Raw genomic sequence first — 12,697 nt, 5'->3', positions numbered from 1 at the left:
TCATGCCTGCCGTCGCCGGGTGCGGAGAGTTGCCGGAGATGCGGGTGGCCGTCGGTTGCGCGGCGATGATCATCCTCTCCTGGAGAACGAGCATGAGCTGGACTGCCCCCAAGATCGTCGAAGTGCCGGTCGGCATGGAAATCAACATGTACGCCTGCGCGAGCCGGAAGGCCGAGCGCAAGGGCTGATCTGACGTGACCTGGGGCAGCGGCTCGCAATCCGCGGTCGCTGCCCCAAGCTGAGACTGCAATTTCACCGCTCCGGCGAGCGTGCGGGCGATGGGGCGCCGCGCGGCCGAGATGAGCCGGAACGCCGATGGGCGTTCGCTGCAGAGCAAATCCGTCCCGTAAGGAGGTTCTTGGCAATGGCGAAACTCAGTATCAACGGCAGAGACGTCTCTGTCGATGCGGCGAACGACACGCCGCTGCTATGGGTCATCCGCGAGCAGTTGCAGATGACCGGAACCAAGTTCGGCTGCGGTGCCGGGCTGTGCGGGGCGTGCACCGTGCATGTCAACGGCGAGGCGGTGCGCTCGTGCCAGACCATGGTCGGCGACGTCAAGGACAAGAAGATCACCACGATCGAGGGGCTGTCGCAGAAGGGCGATCATCCCTTGCAGAAGGCGTGGATCGCCGAGCAGGTGCCGCAATGCGGCTACTGCCAATCGGGGCAGATCATGCAGGCGGCCTCGCTGCTCGCCAAAACGACGAGCCCGACCAAGGAGGAGATCACAGCGCACATGGACGGCAATCTCTGTCGCTGCATGACCTATTCGCGGATCCAGAAGGCGATCCAGCGCGCCGCGTCCGAGATGCGCACCGCCTCGAACGGCAGCGACCGGAGGGCGACATGAACGAGCACGTGAAAGCAGCGCCCGCCATGACCCCAGATATGGCCCCCGATCTCAGCCGCCGTTCCTTCCTGGTCGGCACCGCCGCCACCGGCCTCGTGCTCGGCTATGCCGGCCTCGCCGATAGCGCGCTTGCAGCGACGACGCCCTCAGCCTTCGAGCCGAGCGTCTGGTACTCGATCGCGCCCGATGGCCTGGTCACCGTGACCTGCGGCAAGGCCGACATGGGCCAGCACATCGCCTCCACCATGGCGCAGATTATCTGCGAGGAGCTCGGTGCGGCCTGGAAGGACATGCGCGTCCAGCTCGCCTCCAACGATCCGAAGTTCAACGATCCCGTGCTCGGCGCCCAGATCACCGGCGGCAGCTGGAGCACGATGATGAACTTCGACGCCATGAGCCGGGCCGGTGCGGCCGGGCGCATCGCGCTGACCGAAGCCGCCGCGACTTCCATGGGCGTGCCCGCCAAGGAGCTCACGGTGCGCGACGGCGTCGTGATGCATCCGAAGTCGAAGAAGCAGATGAGCTATGCCGAGATCGTCAAGAGCGGCAAGATCACCAAGAGCTTCACGCCGGACGAGCTGAAGGCGATCACGCTGAAGTCGCCGGATCAGTACACCATGATCGGCGTCTCGGTGCCGCAGCTCGACATCCCCTCGAAGACCAACGGGACGGCGAAATACGGCATCGATACGATGCTGCCGGGCATGGTCTACGGCAAGGTGGTGACCCCGCCGGTGCGCTTCGGCGCGACCGTCACATCGGTCGACGACTCCGAGGCCAAGAAGGTCCCGGGCTTCATCAAGGCGGTGACGCTCGACGACAAGACCGGCTCGACCTCGGGCTGGGTGGTCGCGGTCGCGAGCACCTTCGCCAACGCCAAGAAGGCGGCGGATGCGCTGAAGATCAGCTACGACAAGGGTCCCTATGCCAATGTCAGCACCGACAGCATCATCACCGAGGCGATGCGGCTGCAGGCGCAGGACGATGCCGGGCAGTTCTTCGTCAAGGACGGCGATGCCACGGCAGCACTCGCCGGTGCGGCGAAGGTGCTGGAGGCGGAGTACACTACCAGCATCAACATCCATGCGCCCATGGAGCCGATGAACGCGACGGCCGAGTTCAAGGGCGACATCCTGCATATCTACTCGGGCAATCAGTTCGCGACCCGCTCCGGCGCGATCGCGGCCGGCGCCGCCGGGATCGATCCGAAATACGTCGTGATGCACCAGGCCTGGCTCGGCGGCGGCTTCGGCCGCCGGCTCGATGCCGACATGATGGTGCCGGCGGTGCAGGCGGCGAAAGCGGTCGGCAAGCCGGTCAAGGTGATCTACTCCCGCGAGAACGACATGACGATGGACTACTCGCGGCCGCTCACCTACCAGAAGGTCAAGGCAGGCCTCGACGCCGACGGCAAGCTGGTCGCACTGAGCCACGACGTGGTCTCGGCCTGGCCGACGGCGCGCTGGGGCATTCCGGACTTCCTGTCCCCCTCGGTCGACAAGAAGGGCCCGCTCGACTCGTTCACGGTCAACGGCGCCGACTTCTTCTACACCGTGCCCAACCACCATGTGCGCGCGATCAAGAACGAGCTCGCGCACAATGCGACGCCGTCCGGGCAGCTCCGCTCGGTGGCGCCGGGTTGGACGTTCTGGGCGGTGGAAAGCATGATCGACGAGATCGCGGCCGCCTCGGGCCAGGACCCGGCGCAATTCCGCATCGCGCTGCTCGACGGCAAGGGCAAGAACGATGGCGGCGCGCAGCGGCTGCGCAACACGCTGCTCGCGGCGATGGGGCTCTCGGGCTACGGCGCCAAGAAGCTGCCGAAGGGCGAGGGCATGGGCGTCGCCTGCGTCTCGTCGCAAGAGCGGGCGACCGCGAGCTGGACGGCCTGCGTCGCCCATGTCGCGGTCGCCGACAACGGCGCGGTCACCGTGAAGAAGCTCACCGTGGCGACCGACGTCGGCACGCAAGTGCATCCCGACAACATCCGCGCCCAGGTCGAGGGCGCGGCGCTGTGGGGCCTGTCGCTGGCGATGTACGAGAAGGCGACGCTGAAGGATGGCGGCATCGAGCAGACCAACTTCGACAGCTACACGCCGCTGCGCATGAGCCAGGTGCCGGAGGTCGCGATATCAGTCATCGCCAATGGCGAGAAGGCGACCGGCGTCGGCGAGCCCGCAGTGACCGTGGTCGCGCCGGCGCTCGGCAACGCCATCTACAATGCCTGCGGCGCAAGGCTGCGCTCGCTGCCGATCACCGCCGAGGCGGTGAAGGCGGCGATGAAGGCGTAGTCCATCACGAGATGGGTGGGGCGGTGCGTCGCTCCACCCATCGATTGCTCAAGTTCTTTAGCGCGGCCGCATCATCTCGCACGCGCGGTTCGCGTCTATTAGTTAGCTAGTTTATTTGGATCTTAGCTTTATCGGACTGGCGAGCCGTCGTTCGTCGATTACCCCGGTGACATTCGCCGCAGCGCGCGAGCGGGTCGACGATCAAGCAGGTCCGGGGATTGGCAATCTGCCAGTTCAGATCTCCGTCGTCGTCCCGGACAAGCGCGCAACGCGCGCGCCGATCCGGGACCCATAACCCCAGGGAGACGTGCGGGGCACGATGGTCGACCCATCTCGCCCAGCCACGTCCGCCGCGGCGTATGGATCCCGGGTCGGCGCGCGCCAACGCTGTCGCGTTGGCGCGCTTGCCCGGACGACACCTTTGAGTTTGGTGAGCGCAAGCCCTTCGTTCGGCCTACGGTATCTATTAACCGTAAAAACCTCAGGTAGAATCTACTTGCTTTGAATTCGAATTCGGAATACGAATTCGTTCAGAAGTCGCGAGAATGCGGCCGTTCAGGGAGAGAGCCAATGCTCAAGGTGAGCCGTCGTGCGTTGTTGACCACTGCTGCCGGCGCCGCCGCTGCCGGCTATCTCGCGAAGACACCGGCCGTGCTGGCGCAGGCCGCGCCGCTCAAGCTGAAATTCGGCAACGACCTGCCCGCCACGCATTCGGTGAACGTGCGGCTGCGCGAGGCGGTCGATGCGATCACCGCCGAGACCAAGGGGCAGGTCGAGATCAGCCTTTTTCCGAACAATCAGCTCGGCAGCGACAGCGACATGATCACCCAGCTGCGCTCCGGCGCGCTCGAGCTCGCGACCATGCCGGGCACCGTGCTGTCGACCCTGATCCCGACCGCTTCGCTCACCGGCGTCGGCTTCGCCTTCACCAGCTACGACAAGGTGTGGGCGGCGATGGACGGCGAGGTCGGCGGCTTCATCCGCCGCAACATCGAGAAGGTCGGGTTGTTTCCGTTCGAGAGCGTCTGGGACAACGGCTTCCGCCAGATCACGACCAGCACCAAGCCGATCAACACGCCGGCCGATCTCGCCAACTTCAAGATCCGCGTGCCGGTGGTGCCGCTGTGGGTGGCGATGTTCTCGGCGTTCGGCGCCTCGCCGGTGAGCATTCCCCTGAGCGAAGCCTATTCGGCGCTGCAGACCAAGATCGCCGACGGCCAGGAGAACCCGCTGGCGCTGATCGAATCCGCGAAGTTCTACGAGGTGCAGAAGTTCTGCTCGCTGACCAATCACAGCTGGGACGGCTTCTGGCTGCTGTCGAGCGGCAAGATCTGGAAGACGATCCCGAAGGACGTGCAGCAGCTGCTGCAGACGAAGTTCAACGACGCAGCCAAGAAGCAGCGCAACGACATCGTCCAGGCCAATGCCGACCTGCAGAAGACCCTGGAAGGCAAGGGGCTGACCTTCAACAAGACCGATGCCGAGCTGTTCCAGGCGACGCTCGCCAAGACCAGCTTCTACAAGGACGCCAAGGCCAAGTTCGGCGACGAGGCCTGGACTCTGCTGCAGCGCTACGCCGGCAACATCAGCTGACCCCTCCCACCCGGTTGCGGATCTCGGGCCATGACCATGCAGCTCGCCGACCATTCCAGTGCATCCGTGCTTCCCGCAACCGGCCTCGCTTCCCTCGCGCGCGCTATCGAGCGAGGATTGGGCGCCATTGTCTCGGCTGCGGCGGCGCTGCTCGTCGTCGCCGAGATCGGCGTGCTGTTCGCGGGCGTCTGCGCCCGCTACGTCTTCCACAAGCCGCTGATCTGGTCGGATGAGCTGGCCGGCATCCTGTTTCTCTGGCTGGCGATGCTCGGGGCCGCCGTCGCGTGTCAGCGCGGCGAGCACATGCGCATGACGGCGGCGGTCGGCCGGCTGTCGAAGCCGATGCAGTCGTTCCTCGACGTGCTCGCCATCGCCGCGCCGCTGGCTTTCCTGATCCTGGTGATCGATCCCGCCTATGAGTTCGCCGCCGACGAGGCGATCGTCACCACGCCGGCGCTGGAGCTGTCCAATCTCTGGCGCGCCGCGGCGCTGCCGACCGGGCTCGGCATCATGCTGGTGATGGCCGTGCTGCGGCTGTGCGCGCTCAACGTATGGAAGCTGGTGGGTGTCGCCGGGCTGCTGATCGGTGCGGTTGGTCTCGGACTCCATCTCGTGGGGCCCACGCTGATTCCGCTCGGCAACATCAATCTCCTGATCTTCTTCGTCGGCCTCGTCGGACTCCTCGTGTTCGCGGCGGTACCGATCGCCTTCGCGTTCGGCCTCGCGACCTTCGCCTACATCACGTTGACCACGAATACGCCGTCCACGGTCGTGATCGGTCGCATGGACGAGGGCATGAGCCACCTCATCCTGCTGTCGGTGCCGCTGTTCGTGTTCCTCGGCCTGCTGATCGAGATGACCGGCATGGCGCGCGCGATGGTCGGATTCCTCGCAAGCCTGCTGGGACATGTGCGCGGCGGCCTGCAATATGTGCTGGTCGCGGCGATGTATCTCGTCTCCGGCATCTCCGGCTCGAAGGCCGCCGACATGGCGGCGGTGGCGCCGGTGCTGTTTCCGGAGATGGTCAAGCGCGGCGCCAAGCCCGGCGATCTCGTCGCGCTGCTGTCGGCGACCGGCGCGCAGACCGAGACCATCCCGCCGAGCCTGGTGCTGATCACGATCGGCTCGGTCACCGGCGTGTCGATCGCCGCGCTGTTCACCGGGGGGCTGCTGCCGGGCCTCGTGCTCGCCTTCATGCTCTGCGTTGTCGTCTGGCAACGCTATCGCGGCGAGGATCTGTCCCATGTCAGCAAGGCGAGCCTTGGCGTGATCGCCAAGACCTTCGTCATCGCGCTGCCGGCGGTGGCGCTGCCCTTCATCATCCGCGCGGCCGTGGTCGGCGGCGTCGCCACGGCGACGGAAGTCTCGACCATCGGCATCGTCTACTCCGCACTGTGCGGCCTGCTATTGTACCGCCGTTTCGACTGGCGCCGGCTGTCGCCGATGCTGATCGAGACCGCGGCTTTGTCCGGCGCCATTCTGCTGATCATCGGCGCGGCCACCGGCATGGCCTGGGCGCTGACGCAGTCCGGCTTCTCCACGGCACTGGCGCGCTTCATGACCAATCTGCCCGGCGGCGCGCCGATGTTCCTCGCGGTGACCATCCTGGCGTTCATCGTGCTCGGCAGCGTGCTCGAGGGCATCCCGGCCATCGTGCTGTTCGGCCCGCTGCTGTTTCCGATCGCCAAGCAGATCGGCATCCACGAGGTGCACTACGCGATGGTGGTGATCCTGGCGATGGGCATCGGCCTGTTCGCGCCGCCGTTCGGTGTCGGCTACTACGCCGCCTGCGCCATCAGCCGGGTCCATCCGGATCTCGGCATCAAGCCGATGCTCGGCTACACGCTGGCTCTATTGATCGGCACGATCGTGATCGCGGCGGCGCCGTGGTTCTCGATCGGTCTGCTGCACTGATCCCTGGGCTATCAAGAGAGGAGGGGAACGACGATGAGGGATCTCCTGAACTTCGGGCAGATGCTGTCCGCTCACGCCCGCACATCGCCGGAGCGCACCGGCGCCCGCGACCTGGAGCGCGCGATGAGTTTTGCGCTCTGGAACGAGCGCGCCTGCCGGCTCGCCAATGCGCTGCTCGGGCTCGGTCTCAAGAAAGGCGACCGCGTCGCCATTCTCGCCTATAATTGCGTGGAATGGTGCGAGATCTATGCGGCCACGGCCAAGGCCGGCTTGGTCGCGTTGCCTATCAATTTCCGCCTCACTGCGCCCGAGGTGCAGTTCATCGTCCAGAACGCCGAAGCGGCGGCGATGATCGTGCAGGATGAACTCACCGGCCTAGTCGAGGAGGCGCGCAAGGATCTCGGAATCCCCGATCATCGCTTCGTTCATTTCGGCGTCAAGCCGCGCCCGGCGGGCTATCGCGGCTACGAGGACATCATCACGGCCGCCTCGTTGCGCGAGCCCGACCAGCAGGTCGCGCTGTCCGATCCCTGGACCTTGATGTATACGTCGGGCACCACGGGCAAGCCGAAGGGCGTGCTACGCAGCCATCGCAGCGCCGTGCTGCTGTCGATGGTCACCGAGATCGAGCTCAAGCTCAGCCGCAACGACGGCGCGCTGCTGGTGATGCCGATGTGCCACGCCAACTCGCTGAACTTCTTCGGCGCGTTCGGCTATATCGGCGGCGTCAACTCGATCTATTCGCGCAAGAGCTTCGATCCCGAGCACGCGGTGACGACGCTGGCCGACGGCGGCTCGACCTTCACCTCGCTGGTGCCGACGCACTACATCATGATGCTCGACCTGCCGCGCGCGATCCGCACCCAGCACGATTTCAGCGCGATCACCAAGCTGATGATCTCCTCGGCGCCGGCGCGGCCGGAGACCAAGCGCGAGGTGATGGAGATGTTCCCGAAGTCCGGTCTCTACGAGCTCTATGGCGCGACCGAGACCGGCTGGGTCACGATGCTGCATCCGCATGAGCAGTTCACCAAGCTGGGCTCAGTGGGGCGCGAATGCGTCGGCGCCGCGCCGATCCGCATTCTCGACGAGGCCGGCAACGAGGTGCCGGACGGCGAGGCGGGCGAGCTCTATTCCTCCAACGCCCACACCTTCGACTGCTACTGGCGCCTTCCCGAGAAGACCGCGGAGGCGTTCCGCGGCGACTATTGCTCGGTCGGCGACATGGCGCGCCGCGATGCCGACGGCTACATCCTCCTCGCCGACCGCAAGAGCAACATGATCATCTCCGGCGGCGAGAACATCTATCCGTCCGAGGTCGAGGCTCTCGTCGGCGCGCATCCAAGCGTCAAGGACATCGCGGTGATCGGCCTGCCCGACGACAAATGGGGCGAGCGCGTCCATGCCGTGATCGTGCCGCGCGACGGCATGACGGTGCAGGAATGCGAGCTGGTCGACTGGGCCAAGGAGCGTCTCGCCGGCTTCAAGCGGCCGCGCTCCTATGCCTTCATCACCGACGCCGAGATGCCGCGCAACGCCACCGGCAAGATCCTGCATCGCGAGCTGAAGAAGAGATTTTCGTGAGCTGGCCGCTGCAATGCGCTGCGCGTCTGATATGTAGCTGCGATGCAGGCTGTTCTCAATTCCGCGCTTCCCATCTTCGCGCTGATCCTCACCGGGTTCCTGTGCGGCAGATTCGGTGTGTTCGACCGCATCGCGACCGACAATCTCAACCGCTTCGCGGTTTATCTCGCGCTGCCTGCGCTGATCTTTACGGCGATGTCCAAGATCGGCGTCGAGCAGGTCAGCCAGTTCGGCTTCATCGGCGCGTTCTGCGGCGGCATCGCCGCGACCTTTGCGACCGGCTTCGTGATCAGCCGGCTGCGCGGCCGCCGCGTCGCCAATGCGAGTATCGAGGGGCTCGACGCCGGCTACAGCAATGTCGGCTTCATGGGCATTCCGATGTGCCTCCTGGTGTTCGGCCCCGACAGTGCGCCGGCCTCGATCATCGCTACGCTGTTTACGGCCTGCGTGCTGTTCCTGTTCGCGATCGTCGTCGTCGAGATGGATCTGCAGAAAGGCGCGACGCTCGGAGCCACGATCGCCAAGGTCGCGCGCTCGCTGCTGACCAGCCCGCTGTTCATCGCGCCCGTCGCCGGCCTTGCGGTCGGCTTGAGCGGCTTCGCGCTGCCGGCGCCGTTCATGAGCTTCACGAGCCTGCTCGGCGGCGCGGCCTCGCCCGCGGCGCTGGTCTGCATCGGTCTCTTTCTGGCGCAGGAGCGCGTCGTCACGCACGATGCGACCTCGATCGCGCTTCTCGTCTCGCTGAAGCTCGTGATGCAGCCCGCTGTGACCGCGCTGCTTGCATTCCACGTGTTTTCGATGCCGCCGCTGTGGTCGCATTCGGCCGTCATCCTGAGCGCGCTGCCGATCGGCTCCGGGCCGTTCACCATCGCCAAGCTCTATGGGCTGGAGGCGGGCGTCACATCAGGCGCGATCCTCGTCTCGCACATCTTTGCCGTTCTTACGGTCTCGCTGCTCGTGGCCTGGCTTGTGCCGGGCTGATTGCCTTCTCTTCCGCCGGAGTGGTCCGATGAAAGTCTCTCCCGACAGTGCCGCCGACCTGATCGCTCGCCTGCTCAAGCGCCGCGGCGTCAACCGCGTCTTCGCGCTGTGCGGCGGCCACATCATGCCGATCTGGATGCGGCTCGACGCCGAGGGCATCCGCATCATCGACGTGCGCGACGAGCGCGCCGCCGTGCACATGGCGCAGGCGCATGCGGAGCTCACCGGCGAGCTCGGCGTTGCGCTGGTCACGGCGGGGCCCGGCATGACCAATGCGATCACCGGGATCGCCAATGCCCACGTCTCCCGCGCCCCGGTCCTGGTGATGTCGGGTGGCAACCCGCGGCCGCAGGAGAATCGCGGCGGCCTTCAGGACATGGATCACACCCAGCTGGTGCGCTCGATCACCCGCTATGCGCGCACCGTGCGCGAGCCGTCGCTGGTGCTGCAGGAGCTCGACGAGGCGATCTCGCGCGCGTTCGGCGATGGCGGCGAGCCCGGGCCGGTCTTCATCGACTTCCCGGTCGACACCTTGCGCGGCCTCGTGCCCAAGGCGTTGCAGCTCGAGGAGCATCTCGCGCCGAAGCCGCGCGCGGCGACCCGGCCGGATCCGGCCGAGGTCGAGAAGGCCGTGGAGCTGCTGTGGTCGGCGCGGCGCTTGCTGGTGATCTCCGGTCGCGGCGCGCGCGGCGCAGGTCCTGAGCTGATCGCGATGCTCGACCGGCTCGGCGCAGTCTATCTCGACACCGGCGAGAGCAGGGGTCTGGTGCCCGACGACCATCCCTCCGTGGTCGGCGCGATGCGGGGCGCGGTCATGGGCGATGCCGATGTGATCCTGACCGTCGGCCGCAAGCTCGATTTCCAGCTGGCCTATGGCTCGCCGGCCGTGTTCAAGGACGCCAAGTTCGTGCGCGTCAGCGACACCGCGAGCGAGCTGCGCGACAACCGCCGCGGCGCGGCCGAGATTCTCGCGTCACCTGCGGAAACGCTCCGCGCCATTATCGCGCTCGCCGGCAACCGCGAATCGGCCGTCGACAAGTCCTGGGCGGCGAAGCTGCGCGCGAGCCATCAGGAGCGCGCCGCCAAGCTGAAACAGAGCATGGCGCAGGCGCCTTCCGGCTCGGACGGCCGGCTGCATCCGAATCGTGTGCTCTCGGCAATCCAGGACGCCATCGGCAACGATGCCGTGGTCATCGCCGATGGCGGTGATTTCCTGTCCTTTGCACGCGTCGGCCTCAGCGCGCCCCTGATGCTCGATCCCGGCCCGTTCGGCTGTATCGGCATCGGCGTGCCCTATGGCATCGCCGCCAGTCTCGCCTATCCCGACAAGCCGGTGGTGGTCGCGACCGGCGACGGCGCGTTCGGCTTCAACGCGATCGAGGTCGACACCGCCGTGCGCCACAAGGCGCCGGTGCTGATCGTGGTCGCCAACAACGGCGCCTGGCAGATCGAGGTCCACGACCAGACCGTGACGCACGGCAAGGTCGTCGGCACCAAGCTGCAATTCGCCGACCACGCCGCGATGGCCCGCGCCTTCGGCATGCATGCCGAGCGCGTCGAGACCGCGGAGCAGCTTGGGCCTGCGATTGAGCGTGCGCTGGCCAATCGCCCGGCGCTACTCGACATGGTGGTGACGCCGGAGGCGGTGTCGTCGGATGCGAAGACAGGACTTGCGTGGGTGCCGGACCTGCAGCCGCTGGCGGCGTGGGACGAGGCGGAACGGAAGTGGCGGGGGACTTGATGGCAGAGGGCCGAGCGACTGTTACTCGTTCGGTGCTGCCAGCAAGTATAGCCAATCCTTGTAGGCGCTCACAGCAGCCGCAGCGGCGGTGCACCCTCTCCCCTTGTGGGAGAGGGTGGTATGAGCGCGCAAAGCGCGATCATACCGGGTGAGGGGTCTCTCTCCGCAGACGCAGTCTTGCGTGCGGAGACAAACCCCTCACCCGAGCGAGTTTGACGCGCTTCCCTACATGCCCTCTCCCACAAGGGGAGAGGGCGCAATTACTGGCACTGCCGAGTGAACTCATTTCCTTCTTGGTGAGCGGTCGCCGAGCGCGGGGCTCGTAGCGAACCTTATCGAGGCATCACCTCGCGCGACGACTACGCCTGCTGCAGCTGCCGCGGCGCGCTGAGCCACAGCGCGAGCAGCGTGCACACCGCGCCCGACAGCAGATAGCCGCCGGCCGACAGCAGGCCGAAATACGACGCCAGCAACAGTGCCGCCAGCGGTGCGAATCCCGCACCGAACAGCCACGCGAGGTCCGCCGTCAGCGCCGATGCCGTGTAGCGATAGGTGCGGGCGAAGTTCGCGGCAATTGCGCCTGACGACTGGCCGAACGACAGGCCGAGCAGGATGAAGCCGAGCACCATGTAGATGGTCTCGCCGACCGGGCCGGCGTCGAGCAGCTGCGGGGCGAAGCCGGAGAACACTGCGATCGCGATCGCCGAGCCGATCAGCAGCGATTTGCGGCCGATTCGGTCGGCGAGCATGCCCGATGCGATGATCGCGATCACGCCGAACACCGCGCCGACGGCCTCGATGATCAGGAAGCGCGCCGGCGTCTCTTTGGTGAACAGGAACACCCAGGACAGCGGAAACACCGTCACCATGTGGAACAGGGCGAAGCTCGCCAGCGGCGCGAACGCGCCGATGACGATGTTGCGGCCCTCGTGACGGATGGTGTTGGCGACGCTGGCCGGCTGCAGTTCACGCGACTGGAACAGCTCGTCATATTCGGGCGTCACCACCATGCGCAGCCGCGCGAACAGCGCCACGACGTTGATGGCAAACGCCACGAAGAACGGATAGCGCCAGCCCCAGTCGAAGAAGTCGGCCGCCGAGAGATGGCCGACGAAGAAGGCAAACAGCGTGCTGGCGACGATCAGCCCGAGCGGCGCGCCGAGCTGCGGGATCATCGCATACCAGCCACGCTGATGCTCCGGCGCGTTCATCGCGAGCAGCGACGCGAGACCATCCCAGGCGCCGCCCCAGGCGAGGCCCTGGCCGATGCGCGCGAGCGCCAGCAGCCAGATCGCGCCGGCGCCGACGGTGTAGTAGCTTGGCAGGAAGGCGATCGCGACGGTGGAGGTGCCCAACAGGAACAGCGCGATGATCAGCTTGGCGCTCTTGCCGTAGCGGCGGTCGATCGCCATGAAGATCACGCTGCCGAACGGGCGCGCGATGAAGGCGAGCGCGAACAGCCCGAACGAATACAGCGTCTGCGTCAGCTCGTCGGCGAACGGGAAGACCAGGCGCGGAAACACGATCACGGAAGCGATGGCGTAGACGAAGAAGTCGAAGAACTCCGACGTGCGGCCGATGATGACCCCGATCGCGATCTCGCCCGGATTCGCCTCATGCCTGCGGGAGAGATCGGTCTCGCCGTCCATGGCCGCTGCCTGTGTCATCGCTGCTCGCAGTCCTCTCGCACTCTATCTCCGCCCGTAGATGTCTGCCCAGGCGTCGGTCCGGTATTGGACA

9 protein-coding genes are annotated in these 12,697 nt (G+C 66.3%); 8 read left to right on the top strand and 1 reads right to left on the bottom strand.

What is annotated here, in order from left to right:
• Positions 1-92: 92 nt before the first annotated feature.
• The 8 genes from pqqA to NLR35_RS12890 all read left to right on the top strand — a co-directional run bounded on the left by pqqA (position 93) and on the right by NLR35_RS12890 (position 10,957).
• Positions 93-188, top strand: a complete 96-nt coding sequence (gene pqqA, locus NLR35_RS12925; RefSeq protein WP_257166915.1) for a pyrroloquinoline quinone precursor peptide PqqA — start codon at positions 93-95, stop codon at positions 186-188.
• Positions 189-364: 176 nt separating this feature from the next.
• Entirely contained in the window at positions 365-853 is a 489-nt protein-coding gene (locus tag NLR35_RS12920; RefSeq protein WP_257166914.1) for a (2Fe-2S)-binding protein, read from the top strand.
• Entirely contained in the window at positions 850-3,144 is a 2,295-nt protein-coding gene (locus NLR35_RS12915) for a molybdopterin cofactor-binding domain-containing protein (RefSeq protein WP_257166913.1), read from the top strand. The genes NLR35_RS12920 and NLR35_RS12915 overlap by 4 nt, the downstream gene beginning before the upstream one ends.
• Before the next feature lie 570 nt (positions 3,145-3,714).
• Complete coding sequence (locus NLR35_RS12910) at positions 3,715-4,737, top strand: TRAP transporter substrate-binding protein (RefSeq protein ID WP_257166912.1); 1,023 nt, start codon at positions 3,715-3,717, stop codon at positions 4,735-4,737.
• 30 nt (positions 4,738-4,767) lie between these two features.
• Positions 4,768-6,651 (top strand): TRAP transporter large permease subunit, encoded by a 1,884-nt coding sequence (locus NLR35_RS12905; RefSeq protein ID WP_257166911.1) that lies wholly within the window; start codon positions 4,768-4,770, stop codon positions 6,649-6,651.
• A 33-nt stretch (positions 6,652-6,684) separates the two neighbouring features.
• Positions 6,685-8,235 carry an AMP-binding protein gene (locus NLR35_RS12900; protein WP_257166910.1) on the top strand — a complete coding sequence of 517 codons (1,551 nt, stop codon included), beginning with the start codon at positions 6,685-6,687 and terminating at the stop codon, positions 8,233-8,235.
• A gap of 42 nt (positions 8,236-8,277) precedes the next feature.
• On the top strand, positions 8,278-9,216 hold the full coding sequence (locus NLR35_RS12895) for an AEC family transporter (RefSeq protein WP_257166909.1): 939 nt from the start codon (positions 8,278-8,280) through the stop codon (positions 9,214-9,216).
• 28 nt (positions 9,217-9,244) lie between these two features.
• Positions 9,245-10,957, top strand: coding sequence for a thiamine pyrophosphate-binding protein (locus tag NLR35_RS12890; RefSeq protein ID WP_257166908.1), 1,713 nt, complete (start codon positions 9,245-9,247; stop codon positions 10,955-10,957).
• A gap of 359 nt (positions 10,958-11,316) precedes the next feature.
• Here NLR35_RS12890 and NLR35_RS12885 read toward each other — a convergent pair whose 3' ends face one another.
• Positions 11,317-12,624, bottom strand: coding sequence for an MFS transporter (locus NLR35_RS12885; RefSeq protein ID WP_257166907.1), 1,308 nt, complete (start codon positions 12,622-12,624; stop codon positions 11,317-11,319).
• Positions 12,625-12,697: the final 73 nt, after the last annotated feature.

It is taken from the genome of Bradyrhizobium sp. SRS-191, from assembly GCF_024586915.1.
Lineage (GTDB): Bacteria > Pseudomonadota > Alphaproteobacteria > Rhizobiales > Xanthobacteraceae > Bradyrhizobium.
Note: the sequence above shows the minus strand (reverse complement) of the source record. Positions and strands in the feature narration are given on the sequence as shown.

Excerpts from the sequence above, each read along its gene's own strand:
- pqqA (WP_257166915.1), top strand. The coding sequence starts at position 93 with ATGAGCTGGACTGCCCCCAAGATCGTCGAAGTGCCGGTCGGCATGGAA.
- NLR35_RS12920 (WP_257166914.1), top strand. The coding sequence starts at position 365 with ATGGCGAAACTCAGTATCAACGGCAGAGACGTCTCTGTCGATGCGGCG.
- NLR35_RS12915 (WP_257166913.1), top strand. The coding sequence starts at position 850 with ATGAACGAGCACGTGAAAGCAGCGCCCGCCATGACCCCAGATATGGCC.
- NLR35_RS12910 (WP_257166912.1), top strand. The coding sequence starts at position 3,715 with ATGCTCAAGGTGAGCCGTCGTGCGTTGTTGACCACTGCTGCCGGCGCC.
- NLR35_RS12905 (WP_257166911.1), top strand. The coding sequence starts at position 4,768 with ATGACCATGCAGCTCGCCGACCATTCCAGTGCATCCGTGCTTCCCGCA.
- NLR35_RS12900 (WP_257166910.1), top strand. The coding sequence starts at position 6,685 with ATGAGGGATCTCCTGAACTTCGGGCAGATGCTGTCCGCTCACGCCCGC.
- NLR35_RS12895 (WP_257166909.1), top strand. The coding sequence starts at position 8,278 with ATGCAGGCTGTTCTCAATTCCGCGCTTCCCATCTTCGCGCTGATCCTC.
- NLR35_RS12890 (WP_257166908.1), top strand. The coding sequence starts at position 9,245 with ATGAAAGTCTCTCCCGACAGTGCCGCCGACCTGATCGCTCGCCTGCTC.
- NLR35_RS12885 (WP_257166907.1), bottom strand. The coding sequence starts at position 12,624 with ATGACACAGGCAGCGGCCATGGACGGCGAGACCGATCTCTCCCGCAGG.